The organism is Stappia indica (assembly GCF_020177335.1).
Classification (GTDB): Bacteria; Pseudomonadota; Alphaproteobacteria; order Rhizobiales; family Stappiaceae; genus Stappia; species Stappia indica_B.
Map to the genome: position 1 here is coordinate 44,259 of NZ_JAIVMG010000014.1, position 17,358 is coordinate 61,616.

A 17,358-nucleotide genomic window follows, 5' to 3' on the forward strand; every position below is an offset into this window, starting at 1 on the left:
ACGCGGGCTGGGGAGCCTGCGACATGACACGGGCTATGGGGACATCTCATGAATTTCAGCTTTACCAAACCGCTTCGCACGCTCGCCGCCGGGCTCGCCCTGGCCGCTGGTCTGGCCGCGCCGGCCATGGCCGAATCGCCCTTCCACACCGGCGTCTGGCAGGTCAACGAGCCGACCGGTCCGCGCGGCCTGGTGGTCAGCGACTGGCTGGTGTTCGAGGAGGGGCTGCCGAAGTTCTGGCTCTATCGCAAGGCCGGCACCAACGACCTCAACCAGTTCGACTTCCTGACCCGGCCGATTGGCCAGTCCACCTACGCCCCGGTGGAGATTCGCGTCTACCGCACCGGTGAGCACAAGATGCAGTACTCCACCTTCGTCAAGAAGGAAGAGCCGGTGCAGCATCCGGCCGAACGGCTGTCGATCCCGAATTACAAGAATTCCTGCCTGTCGGTGGAGAACAAGGGCGAGCGCCTGTTCGGCACCTGGCTCGGCACCAGCGGCTCGACCATGAAGCGGCTGCACCTGTCGAAGTCGAAGATCACCATCGACGGCGAGAGCCGCAAGGTCGACATCATGCCGGTGCGCACCGGGCGCCTCGGCATCGTCGAGAACGGCCAGCCGGTGGCCTTCTTCACCGATGGCGGCGGCGACTATGCCGTGCTGCAGTGGTTCAAGCCGGGCGTGACCACCGAGGTCATGGTCGACCCGAAGAAGGAAATCCTCGACTTCGCGCGCGAGGAAATCGTGCGCGACCCGAAGGGCACCTGCGACCGGCAGATCGCCTCGCGCCTGAAGGCGATGAAGTAACCGGTCTTCGGCGAAACGCCGGGATCGACAGGGCCACAGGCAACATGGCGAAATCGTAATGTTGCCTGTGGCGATTGCATCTTGTCCTTGTCGCCGGCCGCCCCCATATTTCAAAAGACCTGCGCCAGACCGCGCCATCGGGGCGCCTGAGAAACCCGCAGGGTCTCGCATTCATTCACGAGGGATAGAGAGGACTTCGATGTCGACCTTCGACCGCAACTCGAACATTCGGTATGCCGCGGCCGGCGCGCGCGCCGAGGCCGGCGTCTATGACGAAGGGCTTCGGGCCTACATGCTGGGCGTGTACAATTACATGGCCCTGGGCCTGGCCATCACCGGTGTGCTGGCTCTGGCGACCGTGTATTTCGCCACCACCACCGACCCGAGCCTCGCCGTCGCCACCCTCGGCAACGGCAAGATGCTTACGAGCCTCGGCTACACGATCTATGCCAGCCCGCTGAAGTGGGTGGTGATGCTGGCGCCGCTGGCGATGGTGTTCTTCCTCAGCTTCCGCATCCAGTCGATGAGCGCCTCCACCGCGCAGACCACCTTCTGGGTCTATGCCGCGCTGATGGGCGTCTCCCTGTCGTCGATCTTCCTGGTCTACACCGGCGGTTCGATCGCCCGGGTGTTCTTCATCACGGCGGCCTCGTTCGGTGCCCTGAGCCTGTTCGGCTACACCACCAAGAAGGACCTGTCGGCCTGGGGTTCGTTCCTGTTCATGGGCCTGATCGGCATCATCATCGCCTCGCTGGTCAACCTGTTCCTGGCATCCTCCGCACTGCAGTTCGCCATCTCGGTGATCGGCGTGCTCGTGTTTGCCGGCCTGACCGCCTATGACACCCAGCAGATCAAGGAAATGTACGACGGTGCCGACGGCTCCGAGGTGGCCGCGAAGAAGTCGATCATGGGCGCGCTGCGTCTCTACCTCGACTTCATCAACCTGTTCCTGATGCTGCTGCAGCTGTTCGGCAACCGCGAATAAGCGGCTCCGGCCTCAGCGAAAAACCAAGAAGCGCGGGATCGTCTCCCGCGCTTTTTTGTGCCCGGCGCCGCTCCAGCTCCGTCTTCGGACAGGCCGCACAGCATTCCGGACAGATGGTCAGGCAAGGCCCGCAACCCTCCGTTGACGCTCAAGATATTCCCCGCAAGAGTACTTTTCATCCTCACCTCGCTCCGAAAAGCACAATCATGCCCAATTCTCATTTCCACTGCTGCGCTTCCTTGTCCGCCGTTCTGTGCGCGCTCATGGCGGCGACCCCGCTCAGCGCCGATGAATATTCCGCGCAATGGGGCCTGGGCATGATCGGCGCCAAGGCAGCGCATGATCGCGGCTACACCGGCGCCGGCGTCACCGTCGGCGTGGTCGACAGCGGCATCTATCAGTACCATTCGGACCTGATTGACAACCTGAGCCCGATTTCCATGAACGGCCCCACCGGACTGCCCTCCGATGGCGTCGATGTGGAGGGGCACGGCACCCATGTCGCCGGCACCATCGCCGCAGCGCTCAACGGGTATGGCATGGTCGGCGTCGCGCCGGGCGCCCAGGTCGCCTCGCTTCAGCTCGCCGACTACGGCTCCGACGAGATCACCGATGCCACCCTCGACACGACCGCCGCGCGGCTGTTCGACCATGGCCTCGACAACGGCATCGAGTTCTACAACAACTCCTGGGGCAGCGACGACATGATGCCGTTGGACGAGGCCGGACAGGCGGCCACGCGCGACATGCTTGAGACAAAATACGACTACATGCTCGACGCCATCGAGCGGGGCGTCGAGGCGGGCAATGTCTACGTCTGGGCCAATGGCAACGACGGCCTGCCGAGCGTCGCCCTGGAGGCAGGCCTCCCGGTGCTTGCCCCCGAGCTGAAGGGACATTGGATCGCGGTCGCCGCCCTGGAGCAGACAGGCGAGATCGCGTCCTATTCCAACCGCTGCGGGATCGCCGCGACCTGGTGCATCTCCGCGCCCGGCGGCGATGACGATGAGGATGCCGGCGGCATCTACTCCACCGACCACAACGGCACCTATGTGCGCATGTCCGGCACCTCGATGGCCGCCCCACATGTGACCGGCGCGCTGGCCATCGCCCGGCAGATGTTCCCCAATGCCAAGGGCAGCGATCTCACACAGCTCATCTTCGCCACCGCGACCGACGTGGGCGACGAAGGCATCGACGCGGTCTACGGCTGGGGCATCCTGAACCTCGACGCCCTCACCTCGACCCGCGACGCCGAGGCCGGCGCCCTCTACTCCCAGAGCGCCTACGCGCAAGGGCGCACCCTCGGCCAGATCGCCGACATCGCCGGCGCCATCGTCTCCGGCGGACCCGGCGGCGGACAGCAGAACGTCACCTTCTCGACCAACGGCCCGGCTCCGGAGACGGATTTCAACGCCCGCTGGTGGACCGCCCCCCTTGCCGGACTGACCCGGACCCTCGCCAGTGCAACCAGCAACTCGGCCATGACCCGAACCGGCGGCGTGCTCACCGGTCTCGATTTCCGTCCCTCGCAGGACGTACGTTTCGGCTTCGGCCTCGGCTTCAGCGAAACCCGCACCTCCAGCGGCGGCAACAAGAGCCGCGCCGCCGGGTTGCATGCGCTCGCCTACGCCGGCCTGACCATGGGCGAATGGTTCACCGATGCATCCGCCGGTCTCAGCCGCTTCGAGACCTCGACGAGCCGCGCCGCCATCCCCGGCGCGGGCGGAGCGGGCGGCTTTGCCGGCACCGCCAAGGGAACCGACATCGGCGTCTGGGGCAATCTGCGTGCCGGCATGAACCTCACCACCAGCCTCGCCGAGATCCAGCCCTATGCCCAGGCCCGCGTCGTGCACCAGTGGCTTGGCGGCTCCACCGAAACGGGCGCCGGCGTCTTCGCGCTGACCGCCCCCTCGGCCACATCCTCGCAGACGGACCTGGGCGTTGGCGTCCGGTTGACCGGAACGCCCCTGCCGATCTCCACCGGCGACCTGAAGCCGGTGCTTGACGTTGCCTATGCCCGCGCCATCGGCTCGCTCGGCGACAGCCGCGCCACCAGCCTGCTCGGCGCACCGGTCGCCGCCAGTTCGGTGGGCATCGGCCGGGACATCGGCCGTCTCGGCGCCGGCCTGACTTATGCCTCGGCCAGCGGCACCATCAGCGCCACGCTCGGCTACTCGGGCGAGTACCGAGCCCGGGCCGCATCGCATGCGCTCAGCGCCGGCGTGTCGATCAAGTTCTGACATTCCGGAGATGCCGGAACGGCAAAAGGGGCCGCGCGACATCGTCGCGCGGCCCCTTTTGCCGTCGTCTTTGTCGTCGCCGTGCCGGGAACCGGGTCCGCAGCCGGACCCTAGACCTCGACCAGCCGCAGATCGCGTTTCTTGTCGAACACCTTGAGCACCTGGGCCAGATCAGCGCCGCGCTTCAGCACCACGCCGCCAGCGCCCAGCACGCTGTAGGCGCCCTGACGGCGGGCGTTCTTCGGATTCTTCTCGATCCGGAACAGCGGCACCTCGCTCGTGCGCCGAAACACGGAAAACACCGCCCGATCCTTCAGAAGGTCGATGGCGTAGTCGCGCCACTCGCCCGAGGCGACCTTGCGTCCGTAGAGCCGCAGGATCTGATCCAGTTCGCGCCGATGGAAGGAAACAACCGGTCGGGGCGCCGCCGCCGCGCCGCTTCCCGCCGCCGATCCCGATCCGCCTCCCGACCCGCCTCCCGACCCGATGACGGCGCTGCGCACCGCTTGCGGCCGGGATGCCGGGGACTCATCGTCGAACTCGCTCATGACGCCTCCCGCCAGGTTGGTCTGTCCGCACGCTGGCGGCACCTGCCCCCCGCCACGCCGTGCCGCCATGATGCCTCCGGCGCCGGCGCTTTGGCAAGCCGGCGGCCAAACCGGCACGGATCGCGTGCGCAGGCTGCACACGCTCTACCGGAGCGCTCACCCCTTGGCGGAATTCATAGTTTTGCCCCAATCCAGTCAACACCGCGCCATCTTGGAGAGCGACAGTCCAACCGTTGCCAACGGGATTGGCGCTGGTGAGACTTCGGTACGCAACAGCCCCCCAGCCCCCCGGGGTTTCCCGATGTCTTTCCCCGTCCCTTCGCGGACGAAACGGCAACCGGAAGGGCCGGCGTTACGCCGGCCCTTTTCCGTTTTGCGGACCGGCGCGCGCTGGTTCGCCATCTCCCCTCCCTCCGCAATTCTGGCAATCAAGCTTTTGCCCGCGCCGATTCAGCGCTATCATCAAGGCATGAGCCTTGGTCTGATTGCCCTGCGCCCGGCCCGGCAAGATGACGCCATGGCCCTCGCCCTGATCCATGAGGAGGCGTGGCGAGGCACCTATCGCGGCATTCTCGGCGGTGTCGAGCTTGAACGGATGATCTCCCGGCGCGGGCCGCGCTGGTGGAGAACCGCCCTGTCGCGCGGTGTTCGCATCCAGATGCTGGAGGTGGCCGGCACCCCGGCCGGCTATGCCACCTACGGGCGGAGCCGCATGCGCGAACTGCCCTTCGAAGGCGAAATCTACGAGCTCTACATCCGTCCCGACCATCAGGGGCTGGGCTTCGGCACCGAGCTGTTCCATGCCACCCAACGCGCCCTCGACCGGGCCTATCTCTCCGGTCTGGCCGTGCGCGTCCTCAGCGACAATGCCGAAGCGGTCCGCTTCTACCGCCAGCGCGGCGGTCAGGCGCTGATGACCACCCGCGAGCAGATCGCCTCCTCCACCCTTGAGCTGACCATCTTCGGCTGGTTCGCCGACACGCCCCAATAGCCGGCCGGCCGGTCGCGCCTGCCCCCTTCCCTCGCTTCGCCGCGCGGGCCTGGCGGTTTCGCGCGTCCAGAGCGGTTGCACCGCACAATTTCCACCTTGCCATCGGCGCCGGTGCCTGCGATACAGCCCGCGACCCATCACTCTAGGAGCTTGATCCATGCGCATCGATGCCGTTCCGATCGGGAAGAACCCGCCCGAAGACATCAACGTGATCATTGAAGTGTCCGCGGGCGGCGAGCCGATCAAGTACGAAATGGACAAGGACGCCGGCGCCATGTACGTCGACCGCTTCCTGTACACGCCGATGCGCTACCCCGGGAACTACGGCTTCGTGCCGCACACCCTGTGCGGTGACGGCGACCCGGTCGACGTGATCGTCGCCAACCAGCGGCCGATCGTTCCCGGCGCGATCATGAACTGCCGTCCGATCGGCGTGTTGTTCATGGAAGACGAAGCCGGCATGGACGAGAAGCTCGTTGCCGTTCCCAGCTCCAAGCTGACCCGGCGCTACGAGAACATCGCTCATTTCGAGGATCTGCCGGAAATCACCATGCAGCAGATCAAGCATTTCTTCGAGCACTACAAGGATCTGGAGCCCGGCAAGTGGGTCAAGATCTCCGGCTTCGGCGGCCCGGACGAGGCCAAGCGGATCATCGAGGAATCGATCGCCCGCGCCAAGGCCGACAAGGCCTGAACAGCGCGACGCCCGCGCCTGAAGCTCTGAAGAGCTGACAGCTTGACCATCTGACCGGCGGCGGCGCTGCCGGTCAGTTTGCGGCCTCGATGGCTTCCATATCGTCATCGGACAGGCCGAAATGATGGCCGATCTCGTGCACCAGCACATGGGTGATGACCGCGCCGAGCGTTTCCTCATAGGCGCACCAGTAATCCAGGATCGCCCGGCGATAGAGCCAGATCCGGTTCGGCATCTGCCCGCTCCAGCCGGCGGCCGCCCCTTGCGCCAGCCCCACCCCCTCGAACAGCCCCATCAGCTCGAACGGGCTTTCGATGCCCAGTTCAATCAGCACGTCCTCATCGGCAAGATCGGCGACGCGCAGCTCGATCTCGCCGCACAGTGCGCGAAACGCCTCTGGCAGGCGGGCAAAGGCATCCGCCGCGATCTGTTCGAACACCGCAAGATCCGGGGCCTGCGCCCCGCTCCAGCGCATGTCTTCAGGCTTTGGTGCCGCCGTTGCCACGATCCGTCGCTTTCCTCTGGAATTTCATCCGCCTCGGTGGCGCAGCACTAGAGATAGGTCACCACCAGATAGATGATCAGGGCGACGGCGAAGAGCGCGCCGGCGGTTCGGCCGATCCGCGTGCCCCATTCCTCGATTCTGTCAGGCGGGGGCGCCTCCGGATCGGCATTTCCCGAGCGGCCGGATTTGGCCGCGCCGGTGAAGGTGGTGCGCAGGAAGGTCTCGCTTTCGCGCTCGGCTTGCGCAAGCAGGCTGTCCGCCTCGCGCTTGCGCTCCTCCGCACTCCTTTTGTCGGCCATGTCTCGCGCCCGCCGTTCCGCTCTGGTGCCGGCTCACGCCGGCACGGGTCTCAGTCGGCCTTCAGCTTCGAGCCATTTGCCCGCGATGTCCACAGGCAGAGGAGCGCCAGCAGCGCCAGCCCGGTGGACGCCACCGCATTCCAGCCGGCAAAGGACAGGCCGAACATCCGCCAGCTCGCCTCGGTGCAGCTGACCACCCGGGTGCTGCGCAAGGCATTGAGCAGATCCGCCGCATTGGCCGGGGGTGCGGAGCCGCCGCCGCAATCGGCCGGTCCCGGCCAGAAGCCCCATTCCGCGCCGGCCTGATAGCCCCCGAGCCCGGCGCCATAGGCAAACAGCGCCGCCACCAGAAGAAGAAGCACCACCAGCAGCCCGCGCGCCGCCCCCCGCCACAGCAGCCACAGGGCGACAAGTGCCAGCGGCAGGCCGGCGTAATAGGGCACGCGCTGCTCCAGGCAGAGCTTGCAGGGCGCATAGCCGCCGATCAGCTGGTAGCCCCAGGCGAAGGAAATCGCCGCCGTTCCGCCGGCGATCAGCAGGACGAGCAGCAACAAGGAAAACGAACGCGGCGAGGACACGAGGCCAGTCCCTCCCAAGGGTGTCAGAGAAACTTGATCAGGACGAAACCGCCGACCAGGCCGACGACGAACAGGGTGAACATCAGGCCCAACCGCTTTTCGATGAAATGGCGGATCGGTGGACCGAAGAAATACAGAAGGCCGGCGACGACGAAGAAACGCAAGCCCCGGGCAAGCACGCTGGCGACGAGAAACACCGGCAGGCTGAGGCCGGACGCGCCGCTGGCGATGGTGATCACCTTGTAGGGAAAGGGCGTCACCCCGGCGATGAAGACGATCCAGGCGCCGTATTCGTTGAAATTGTCCTGGAAGGTCTGGAACTTGTCGAGGTAGCCGTAGAAGGCGAGGATCGGCTGCGCCAATTGCAGGAACAGCAGGGCGCCGATGGCATAGCCGGCAAAGCCGCCGATCACCGAGGTCACCGTGCACAACAGCGCGTAGAAGAACGCGCGCGCGCGCCGGGCGATCACCATCGGGATCAGCAACAGATCCGGCGGCAGCGGAAAGATCGAGCTTTCGGCAAAGGACACCAGCCCGAGCGCCAGGGGCGCGCGGCGGCCGGAAGCAAGGGACATGGTCCAGTCGTAGAGTTGGCGCAACATGGCGTCTGCTTAGCCCGTCCCCCGCCAGTTGTCACGCGCGCGTGTGCCGCCCGGCACGCTTCCCGGTGACAACCGGTCAGGACAGGCGATCTTTCCGTTGACGGGCCGTGCGCGATGACTATGATCGCCGCGTTTCCGGCAGCCTTTTCGCCCGCTGCCAAAGAGTGCCCCCGTGGCGGAACTGGTAGACGCGACGGATTCAAAATCCGTTTCCTTAACCGGAGTGTCCGTTCGAGTCGGACCGGGGGCACCACTTCCCACCATCGCTGACGCGCCGCATCGCGTGGCCCACACGCCGCCTCCCGGCCTATGTGCTGATGCGTTCCGGGTTTTCCCGCCCTTGCCTTCCTCCCGCCCCCGGTCTTTCATGCGCGGACCGCATGGGGGCGCGCCAGGATCAGGACCCTGGCCGTTTCCTCACCACCCATTTGCCTCGCGGCCGTGAAGCGCACGCCACCAGACGCATTGCCTGCACTTTTATAGAACCAGGGCCGCGCGAAACCGGTAGATCGGAAGCATGACGCAAGGGACACGAGAGATCGAGCTGAAGCTCGAGGTCGATGCCGATGCGCTGGAGGAGCTGAAGGCCGCTCCCGCGCCCCTGGGCTACACGGTCGATCCGCCCCGAACGCAAGACCTGCGCTCGATCTATTTCGATACCGCCGATCTGGACCTCTACCGGGCCAAATGGTCCTTGCGGGTGCGGCAGGTGGGCGCGGACTGGATCCAGACCGTCAAATCCGGCACCTCGGTCAGCGGCGGCCTGTCGATGCCGAAGGAGCAGGAAGCCGCGGTCAGCGCGCCTGCGCCGGACCTGACTCGGATCAACGACCGGACCTTGCAAAAGGCGCTGTGGAAGCAGATCGACGGCAAGCAGGTCGATCCGGTGTTCGAAACGCGGATGCAGCGAACCACCCGCATCTTTCGCACCGAAGAGGGCGCGGAGATCGAGATGGCGCTGGATGCCGGCGAGGTCCGCACCAGGACCCGGACCCAGCCGCTGTTCGAGGCGGAACTGGAGCTGAAGCGCGGCCAGGTGGGCGATCTGTTCGCCCTCGCCTCGGCGCTCAACGGCACCAGCATTGCCCGGTTTTCCGCCCTCAGCAAGGCGCAGCGCGGCTATGCCCTGATGCGCGGCGACGACATGACCTGTCGGCCGGTCGGCGCCGGCCGCGTCGAGCTGTCCCGCAAGACCGACACGGCGGAGAGCGCGCTGCGGGCGATCCTGCGTTCTTGCCTGGCGCAGATCGCCGCCAACCGCGATGCCACCCTGGAGGTGGACGATCCGGAGGCGGTGCACCAGATGCGCATTGGCCTGCGGCGGTTGCGCAGCGCCCTCAAGGTGCACCGCGACCTGCTGCCGATCGCCTTGCGCGAGAACCTTGATGAGCGGGCCAAGGTGTTGGCCCTGAGGCTCGGCGACTTGCGCGATCTCGATGTGCTGGTCGATGAGATCATCGCGCCGGTGCTCGATCAGGTCCCCGCCGATGTCGCCGCGACACGTCTGGCGGAGGTGGTCGGCGCCCGGCGCCAATCGGTGCGCAAGGCGCTGCGAACCGAGCTGCGCGCGCCGGAGGTCAATCACCTGCTGTTCGATCTGGGCAGTCTTGCCGAAGCGGAAACCTGGCCGTGCGACCCGATGGACACGGATGCCGCCGCCGCGCTGCGGGAAACGCTGGCCATGCCGGCGCGCGACTATGCCCGCCGCGCGCTGGAAAAGCGCTGGAAGGCGGTTGCCCGGCTGGGCGAGCGCATTGACGAGCTGACGCTGGAGGAGCGGCACGACATGCGCAAGCAGCTGAAGAAGCTGCGCTATGCGGTGGAATTCTTCCAGCCGCTGTTCCCGGCGAAACACTGCGCCCCGTTCATCGCCACGTTGAAGACCCTGCAGGATGTGTTCGGCTATCTCAACGATGTGGTGATGGCCGCCAAACTGGCGCCGATCGCGCGGGACAAGCGCGGCGAGGGCGCCAAGCTGAGCCTGGCCGCTGGCTTCGTCATGGGCTGGCACGAATACCGGGCGGAAAGCGAATGGGCCAAGGCCCGGGCGCTGTGGGACAAGAGCCGGCGGAGCCGCAAGTTCTGGCGGAGCTGACCGGCTAGCGCAAGCCCCACGCGGAGCGCGTAAACCGGGCGCGCTCCGCCCCTCCGGCGCTATTGCTGCGGCGGCGCCGCGTCCGGCTCGGGCTTCGGCCCCTTGCCGATGCCGAAGGAGCCGAGGAAGCCCGACGGCAGGCCGAAGCCCTGCTCCACCGCGTCCAGCACCTCCTTGTCATCGACCTCGCCGTCGATCACCTTCTGCACGTCGATGCTGCTGCCGCCGCCGGTCACCCGGCCGATCACGTCATTGGCCGCATCGGTCAAGGCCTTCTCCGGCCGGCGCTTGAGCAGCTCCGCCAGACCGCCGCCGATCCCCTCAAGCTGCTTCAGCGCCGTTTTCGGATCGTCGAGAATACCCTTGATGTCGGGATAGATCTTCGGCTTGTTCCAGGGGCCGCGCACGATCACCGGCACGCCGAGCCCGGCCATTTCCCGATCCTCGCCCTTGCCGCGCGGCATCGGCGGCGCCCCTTCGAGCGTCGCCACCACCTTGGGTTCGAACCGCCAGTCGAGGCTCTTGCGCGGCAGGTCGATGAGCCCCGCGCCGGACATGCGCACCAATGGTCCGTAGAGCGCCAGATCGGTCGAGCGGGCGACGCCGTTGGCAATCTCGAAGCCAAGGCCCAGCGAGGAGAAATCCGTCTTCTGCGCCGGATTTTCCGCCCAGCCGAGCAGGGTATCCACGGTCAGCCCGCGCACCATGCGCGGAATGTTGATGCCGCGCACCGCCCCATCCACGAAGTCGAACCTTGCGGTGCCGCCAAGGCTGGCGACCAGATCGGCCTGGCTTGCCCCCCGGGCGCGCAGCGCCAGCGCGGTGCCGACGCGGCCCTCCAGCCAGCCGAAATCGATCAGCGCCGACAGGAACGGATGGGCGTTTACATCGACCAGATCGAACGCGGCTTCGATCACCGGCACCGGCCCGGAGCCATCCAGCGTCAGCGTGCCGCGACCACTGCCGTCGTAAAGCGTGAGATCGGCGAGATCCGCCGTCAGTCGCCCGCCCTTCAGCGCAACCGTCAGCCGGCTCGGCCCGACCTCGACCTTGTCCCAGGCGATGGTCCGGGCGCTCAGCTCCAGATTGGCGTCAACCGCTTTCAGACCGGAAAGATCAATCGGGTCGGTGCTCCAGGGCACTGGGCCGCCGGAGGGCGCGCGGGCGCCCGACTTGGCACTGGATTTCCCGCCCACGCGAGCAGGTGCGGGCGCATTGCCCCCGTCGGCCAGATAAGGATCGAGCCCGAGCCGGTCGAGCGCCAGCGCGGCGGTGATCAAGGGCGGATCGCTGAGGCGGATTTCGCCCTTGCCGGTGCCGCTGATATCATCGAGGCGGATCCGCGCGTCGGTGAAGGCGACCGCCCCCGGCGCAGCCCCGAGCCGCCCGGCGATGGAGAAGGTCTTCAGCCCGCCGCCCGGCGGCAGCGGTGACCCGAGCCAGGCCGCCAGCCCGCGCAAGTCTACCGTTTCCAGAAAAAGATCGCCATCGAGCGCGCCTTGCACGGAGACCGCACCGTCATAGCCCGCGCCCACCCGGCCGCTTTCCACACGCACTCGCACCGGCGCCGGCAAGCCGGCCAGCATCAGCGCCGGTTCCGCCGTTCCGGACAGCCGGAAGCTCTCGTCGCGCCAGCGCAGACCGCCGGTCAGCGACACAGGCCGGTCGAGACCGGCGATCTCCACACTTGCACTGATGTCCTCGATCGTCGCCGACGCCGGATCCTCGCCAAGCGGCGAGGGCAGCACCAACCCGCCGATGCTGCCCTTGGCAAGACGCAAGGACCCGCGCAGGTCGAGCGAGCCGATGAGCGCCGCCGTATCGCCGCCGCGCGCGCTGAAGGCCAGATCGCCCCCGAGCGCGCCGGTCGCCGCCTCCGTGCGGCCGGCAAGGAGCAGCACTTCGGCCAGATCGAGATCGGCAAGGCGCACCCGGCCGGAGATCGCCGGCGCGCCCGCGCCATGCAAAAGCGAACCGGCACCGCTGACCTTTGCAGCGCCAATGCTGGCAACCAGATTGTCCAGATCCACCCGGCCGGCGGACAGGGCGACATCGCCGGCAAGACTGTAGGCACCCGGGTCACGGGCGAGCGAAATGCCAAGGGCGGCCAGCGGCTCGGCGAAGGAGTCCCCGGCAGCGGCAAGGGTCAAGGCCCCGCTGCCGGCGGCGGAAAGATTGCCCGTGCTGCGCAGGGACGCACCGGCCACGGTGGTCGTCAGGTCGATCTCGCTGGCCCCGCCCCTTGCCAGCGCCAGTGGGGCCGCGACACGCCCGGAGACGGCCGCCTCGATGCCGCGATAGCGGGCAGCAATGTCAAGGTCGAGCGTCCCGGCGAGCGAAGGCAGGCGCAAGGTGGCGTTGATCGCATCCACCGCCACCGCATCGCCGCTGCGCCGGTCGGCGTAGACCAGCCGGCCATCCCTGACCTGAAAATAGGCGACACCGATTCGCGCCAGCCCGAGCATGGGATCGGCGGCCTCCGCCGCCCCCTCGCCATCCCCTTCCGAAGAGGCGGGCGGCGCGGCTGCGGCAGGTGTCGCAGCTTGCGGCGGCGGCGCGCCATCGGTCGAGTTTTCGGAAATGGCCTCGGCGGCGGCGGCCCAGCGGTCATGCGGGAAGGCGGAACGCGGTGCCCAGTTGGCCGCCCCGTCCGGCCCGACCTCCAGGCTGATCTCCGGGGTCCGCAGAACGATATGGGTGAGCTGCAGCGAGCCACCGAACAATGTGCCCCAGGCCAGGCCGAAATCGACCTCCTCGGCCCGCACCAGTTCGGCCCCGCCCATTCCGGCCGCTCCGGTGAAACCGACATCGGCGGCCTGCAACCGCAAACTGGGCAAGAGCGAGATCGACACCGGGCCATCGAGTCGCAGTCGCCAGCCGGAGCGGCGTTCCACCTCGGCGATCACCCGGGCCTTGAGCGCATCGGCCGGCAAGAAATACGGCACGATCAGCGCGGCCGCGACCAGCACGAGGACCAGCCCCAGGATCCCAATCGCCAATCGTTTCACCTGCGCCTCCCGTTCCGTGCGAATCACCCGGAGTGTACGTCAAAGCGTGTCGACAGAGTGGCCGACCCCCCGATTGCGTCGCCCCTGCCCCCAGATCCGCACACTTGCCCAGCTCCCTCCGCTGTTGGCATGGACAAGCCTGCGGGATTTTTGCGATGCTGTGGCCGGAATTCCCCACCGACATCGGCGGCAACACGCGGCCCGGGCGGATGGCAGTCAAGGAGTATGCATGTTCGTTGCGTTGAAGCGTTTCCTGAAACAAACGGTGACCGGAAAGCAGGGCAAGCTGAATTTCGCCGAAGACGACCACCGGCTTGCTGCCGCCGCGCTGCTCGTCCACCTCGTCTCCGTCGACGGAGTGGTCGACGACAAGGAGCGGGAGGCCCTCAACGAGGTGCTCCGGCGCAATTATCAGTTGACCCCGGAGATGACCGCCGAGCTGATCGCGGCGGCCCAGCAGCGGGACGATGAGGCCGTCGACTTGTTCGGCTTCACCTCCGTTCTCAAGCGCGATCTGGAGATCGAGGAACGGCTGAAGGTGCTGGAGATGATGTGGGAGATCGTCTACGCCGATGGCATCGTCCATGAATTCGAGGACAACACCATCTGGCGGGTGGCCGAACTCCTGGGCATTTCTTCCCGCGAGCGGCTCGCCCTGCGGCGCAAGGTGGCCGGCGCCAGGGACGCCGCCGCGCCGAACGACGCCGACGACACCTAGCCCGGGACCGGATCGGCGACGGCCCGCGGACTGGCGGCGGGCCGCAGCCCATGCGTGAAATCCCGTAGGGAACGGATGACAACCGGGGCACCCATGCGTTAGGTTGTGGTCATGATCCTTGATCCGAAGCTTCTGGCCGGACGGCCGAAAATCCTTGTGGTGCTGCATCAGGAAACCTCGACACCCGGTCGGGTCGGACAGGAACTGATCCGGCGCGGTTTCGCCCTCGACATTCGCCGCCCGCGTTTCGGCGACTGTCTGCCCTCGACCCTTGAAGACCATGCCGGCGCGGTGATCTTCGGCGGGCCGATGAGCGCCAATGACACCGACGCCTTCGTTTCCCGGGAAATCGACTGGATCGACGTGCCGCTGCGCGAGGGAAAACCGTTCCTTGGTATCTGCCTCGGCGCGCAGATGCTGGCCCGCAATCTCGGCGCCAGGGTTCGTGGCCACGAGGATGGCTTGGTCGAGATCGGCTATTACGATCTTCACCCGACAGAGACCGGCTGCGAGCTGATGCCCCACTGGCCCGACAAGGTCTACCAGTGGCACAAGGAGGGCTTCGATCTGCCGAGCGGCGCCACCTTGCTGGCCAGCGGCGAGACCTACCCCAACCAGGCAATCCAGGTCGGCCCCGCCGCCTTCGGCATCCAGTTCCACCCGGAGCTGACCTATCTGATGATGGTGCGCTGGACCACCCGCGCCGCGCCGCGCATGGCCCTGCCGGGCGCGCGGAACCGGCGCGATCATTTCGCCGGACGCTATGTGTTCGACCCGGCGGTGAAATCCTGGCTGGTCGGCTTTCTCGACCGCTGGATCGGCCATGCAAATGCCTCTGCCCAGCCCTGCCGCGCCGCGATGGAGATGCCCCAGCGGGTGCTGAGCTGACGCCCGGCGCGACCTGAACGGCCACGCCGCGTAGGCAGCGGAGCTAGCCCTCGCGGCAGTCGCGGCACAGACCGCGCAGCTCGATCGTCGAGCCGGCCAGCACAAAGCCTTCGGCCTTGGCCCAGTCGCGAATCGGCGCGGCGATCCGCTCCTCGGCAAACTCGCTCACCTTGCCGCATTTCTCGCAGATGGCGAAGCCGGCGGTCTCATGCCCGGCGCAGTCCGGATGACTGCAGGCGACAAAAGCATTGAGGCTTTCCAGCCGGTGCACCAGCCCATAGGCGCGCAGCTTCTCCAGCGCCCGGTAGACCTGCAGCGGCGCGCGGAAGCCTTCGCCGCGCAGGGCATCGAGAATGGAATAGGCGCTGAGCGGCGCGTCCGAGCCGTTCAGCACATCATAGACAAGCGACTGGTTGCGGGTCAGGTCCGGATGATGGACATGCGCTGCGGTCATCTGGCGCCTCCGCCTCCTCCGTGGGGTGTTGTAAAGCGGCGCAGCAAGGCGCCGACCGGGGTCATCCCCAGCAGGAACAGCGCCAGCGCGGCAACGACGATCGACGGCCCGGACGGGGTGTCGAACCGCAGCGATCCGAAAAGCCCGCCGATGACGGCCAGCGCACCGATGAGTGCCGCATAGACTGCCATCTGCTCCGGGCCGCTGGCAAGGCGGCGCGCGGCGGCGGCCGGGATGATCAGGAGCGCGGTGATCAGCAACACACCGACGATCTTCATGGACAGGGCGATGACGGTGGCCATCAACAGCATGAACACCGCATTCGCCGCATCCGGATTGAGCCCTTCCGCCTCCGCCAGTTCGCGGCTGACGGTGGCGGCGAACAGCGGCCGCCAGATAAAGGCCAGCACCGCCAGAACGGCGGCGCCGCCGGCATAGATCACCGCGATGTCGAACACGGACACCGCCAGGATATCGCCGAACAGGAAGCCCATCAGATCGATCCTGACCCAGCTCAGAAACGCCAGGCACACAAGGCCGAGCGCCAGCGCCGAATGGGCCAACAGCCCGAGCAGGGCATCGGAAGACAGCGACCCGCGCCGCTGCAAGCCCATCAGCAGGATCGAAATCGCCAGGCAGACAGCGAACACCGACAAGGTGATGTTGACCTCCAGCAGGAACGCCAGAGCCACGCCGAGCAAGGCCGCATGGGACAGGGTGTCGCCGAAATAGGCCAGTCGCCGCCAGACGATGAAGCAGCCGAGCGGGCCGGCCACCAGGGCAACGCCAACGCCGGCGACCAGCGCCCGCAGGAAGAAATCGTCAAGCATGGCCCGCCTCGTCCGTCTCCGCCGCGCCTTCTGCGTGGGCGTGACCATGGTGGTGATGACCATCCGCCGGATGGCAATGATCGGTGATCGAGCCATCCGCATGGCGCACCCGGCCATCGGCCAGATGCACGTGGTCGTGGTGATGTTCATAGACGGCGAGCGCCGCATTGGCCCGCCCGCCGAACAGTTGCTGGTAGGCGGCGCTGCCGGCGACCGCCGAGGGCGCGCCGGTGCAGCAGACATGGCCATTGAGGCAGATGACGTGGTCGGTCGCCGACATCACCACATGCAGATCGTGGGAGATCAGCAGGATGCCACAGCCCAGCTCGGCGCGGATCGCCGAAATCAGCTCATAGAGCGCGCTCTCGCCGCTGAAATCGACCCCCTGCACCGGCTCGTCGAGCACCAGGAGGTCCGGCTTGCGGGCAATCGCCCGTGCCAGCAGCGCCCGCTGGAACTCGCCGCCCGACAGGTGGCGCACCTCCGCCCCGACAAGATGGGCAACACCCGTGCGCTCCAGCGCCTCATGGGCCGCGCCGGCCGGCAGCGGTCCGGTCAGCCGCATCAGCCGGTCCACGGTCAGCGGCAGGGTCCAGTCGATCGCCAGCTTCTGCGGCACATAACCGACCTTAAGGCCCGGCGCCCGGTGGGCGGCGCCCTCGTCCGGCCGCGCGATCCCCAGCGCCATTTTCGCGCTGGTCGACTTGCCCGATCCGTTCGGGCCGATCAGCGTGACGATCTCGCCCCGGGCAACGGTCAGGTCGACACCGCGCACCAGCCAGCGGCCGTCGCGGTAAAGCCCGGCGTTTTCAAGACGGACGAGCGGCGGCGCACCGGCACCCGCCCGGGCAGCAGCGGCAAGGGTCATGAGGAAGGGCTCGCAATCGTCATCGTCAGGTCCGGTCCAGGATCTGGCGGTTCCACGTCGAACCGCCGTGTGGGTGTGGTACGGCACGGGCGCCCGCCGTCCAAGCCGTTTTTGTCCCCGCCCCGGGGGAGCGAGGCGCAAGCCGCGCCATGAGTGGGATCGATCGCGGCAGCGCCAGCGCCCATCTTGCGGGCGGAGATTCGTTATGTTATGTCATAACACATCCCGACGCCGGGATCGAGAAC

The 17,358-nt window shown here is 67.2% G+C and carries 17 protein-coding genes and 1 tRNA gene; 9 read left to right on the forward strand and 9 right to left on the reverse strand.

Annotation, left to right across the window (positions count from 1 at the left end; genetic code table 11):
- Positions 1-48: 48 nt before the first annotated feature.
- The 3 genes from LC062_RS17375 (at position 49) to LC062_RS17385 (ending at position 4,035) form a co-directional block, all read left to right on the forward strand.
- On the forward strand, positions 49-807 hold the full coding sequence (locus LC062_RS17375; protein ID WP_224912292.1) for a hypothetical protein: 759 nt from the start codon (positions 49-51) through the stop codon (positions 805-807).
- 199 nt (positions 808-1,006) lie between these two features.
- The gene (locus tag LC062_RS17380) at positions 1,007-1,792 is read left to right on the forward strand and encodes a Bax inhibitor-1/YccA family protein (RefSeq protein ID WP_224912293.1); all 786 of its coding nucleotides are present in this window, start codon (positions 1,007-1,009) and stop codon (positions 1,790-1,792) included.
- 206 nt (positions 1,793-1,998) lie between these two features.
- Complete coding sequence (locus tag LC062_RS17385; RefSeq protein ID WP_224912294.1) at positions 1,999-4,035, forward strand: S8 family peptidase; 2,037 nt, start codon at positions 1,999-2,001, stop codon at positions 4,033-4,035.
- 110 nt (positions 4,036-4,145) lie between these two features.
- On the opposite strand, the gene LC062_RS17390 is transcribed toward LC062_RS17385, so the two are convergent.
- Positions 4,146-4,583 carry a DUF2794 domain-containing protein gene (locus LC062_RS17390; protein WP_224912295.1) on the reverse strand — a complete coding sequence of 146 codons (438 nt, stop codon included), beginning with the start codon at positions 4,581-4,583 and terminating at the stop codon, positions 4,146-4,148.
- A gap of 469 nt (positions 4,584-5,052) precedes the next feature.
- On the opposite strand from LC062_RS17390, the gene LC062_RS17395 reads away from it, so the two are divergent.
- Entirely contained in the window at positions 5,053-5,574 is a 522-nt protein-coding gene (locus LC062_RS17395) for a GNAT family N-acetyltransferase (protein ID WP_224912296.1), read from the forward strand.
- Positions 5,575-5,731: 157 nt separating this feature from the next.
- Positions 5,732-6,268 (forward strand): inorganic diphosphatase, encoded by a 537-nt coding sequence (gene ppa, locus LC062_RS17400; RefSeq protein ID WP_181759595.1) that lies wholly within the window; start codon positions 5,732-5,734, stop codon positions 6,266-6,268.
- Between the two features lie 73 nt (positions 6,269-6,341).
- Here the strand turns inward: ppa and LC062_RS17405 are convergent, their stop codons facing one another.
- From LC062_RS17405 to LC062_RS17420, 4 genes are all read right to left on the reverse strand, one after another.
- Complete coding sequence (locus tag LC062_RS17405) at positions 6,342-6,743, reverse strand: metallopeptidase family protein (RefSeq protein ID WP_224912366.1); 402 nt, start codon at positions 6,741-6,743, stop codon at positions 6,342-6,344.
- A gap of 77 nt (positions 6,744-6,820) precedes the next feature.
- On the reverse strand, positions 6,821-7,072 hold the full coding sequence (locus LC062_RS17410; protein WP_224912297.1) for a hypothetical protein: 252 nt from the start codon (positions 7,070-7,072) through the stop codon (positions 6,821-6,823).
- A gap of 50 nt (positions 7,073-7,122) precedes the next feature.
- The gene (locus LC062_RS17415; protein WP_404829743.1) at positions 7,123-7,650 is read right to left on the reverse strand and encodes a disulfide bond formation protein B; all 528 of its coding nucleotides are present in this window, start codon (positions 7,648-7,650) and stop codon (positions 7,123-7,125) included.
- A gap of 23 nt (positions 7,651-7,673) precedes the next feature.
- Positions 7,674-8,252, reverse strand: a complete 579-nt coding sequence (locus LC062_RS17420; RefSeq protein WP_181759598.1) for a YqaA family protein — start codon at positions 8,250-8,252, stop codon at positions 7,674-7,676.
- Between the two features lie 166 nt (positions 8,253-8,418).
- Here LC062_RS17420 and LC062_RS17425 point away from each other — a divergent pair.
- Positions 8,419-8,505: transfer RNA gene (locus tag LC062_RS17425), tRNA-Leu, on the forward strand.
- A gap of 264 nt (positions 8,506-8,769) precedes the next feature.
- Entirely contained in the window at positions 8,770-10,347 is a 1,578-nt protein-coding gene (locus LC062_RS17430) for a CYTH and CHAD domain-containing protein (protein ID WP_224912298.1), read from the forward strand.
- A 59-nt stretch (positions 10,348-10,406) separates the two neighbouring features.
- On the opposite strand, the gene LC062_RS17435 is transcribed toward LC062_RS17430, so the two are convergent.
- Positions 10,407-13,346 carry an AsmA family protein gene (locus tag LC062_RS17435; protein ID WP_263625763.1) on the reverse strand — a complete coding sequence of 980 codons (2,940 nt, stop codon included), beginning with the start codon at positions 13,344-13,346 and terminating at the stop codon, positions 10,407-10,409.
- A 238-nt stretch (positions 13,347-13,584) separates the two neighbouring features.
- Here LC062_RS17435 and LC062_RS17440 point away from each other — a divergent pair, with 238 nt between their 5' ends.
- The gene (locus tag LC062_RS17440; protein ID WP_224912300.1) at positions 13,585-14,073 is read left to right on the forward strand and encodes a tellurite resistance TerB family protein; all 489 of its coding nucleotides are present in this window, start codon (positions 13,585-13,587) and stop codon (positions 14,071-14,073) included.
- 111 nt (positions 14,074-14,184) lie between these two features.
- Positions 14,185-14,961: a glutamine amidotransferase gene (locus tag LC062_RS17445; protein WP_224912301.1), complete on the forward strand. Its 777-nt coding sequence runs from the start codon at positions 14,185-14,187 to the stop codon at positions 14,959-14,961.
- A 43-nt stretch (positions 14,962-15,004) separates the two neighbouring features.
- Here the strand turns inward: LC062_RS17445 and LC062_RS17450 are convergent, their stop codons facing one another.
- The 3 genes from LC062_RS17450 to LC062_RS17460 are packed head-to-tail and all read right to left on the reverse strand — an operon-like array spanning position 15,005 to position 17,113.
- Positions 15,005-15,415, reverse strand: coding sequence for a Fur family transcriptional regulator (locus tag LC062_RS17450; protein WP_224912302.1), 411 nt, complete (start codon positions 15,413-15,415; stop codon positions 15,005-15,007).
- Positions 15,412-16,245 (reverse strand): metal ABC transporter permease, encoded by an 834-nt coding sequence (locus tag LC062_RS17455; RefSeq protein ID WP_224912303.1) that lies wholly within the window; start codon positions 16,243-16,245, stop codon positions 15,412-15,414. The genes LC062_RS17450 and LC062_RS17455 overlap by 4 nt, the downstream gene beginning before the upstream one ends.
- Positions 16,238-17,113 (reverse strand): ATP-binding cassette domain-containing protein, encoded by an 876-nt coding sequence (locus LC062_RS17460; RefSeq protein ID WP_224912304.1) that lies wholly within the window; start codon positions 17,111-17,113, stop codon positions 16,238-16,240. The genes LC062_RS17455 and LC062_RS17460 overlap by 8 nt, the downstream gene beginning before the upstream one ends.
- Between the last annotated feature and the right edge of the window lie 245 nt (positions 17,114-17,358).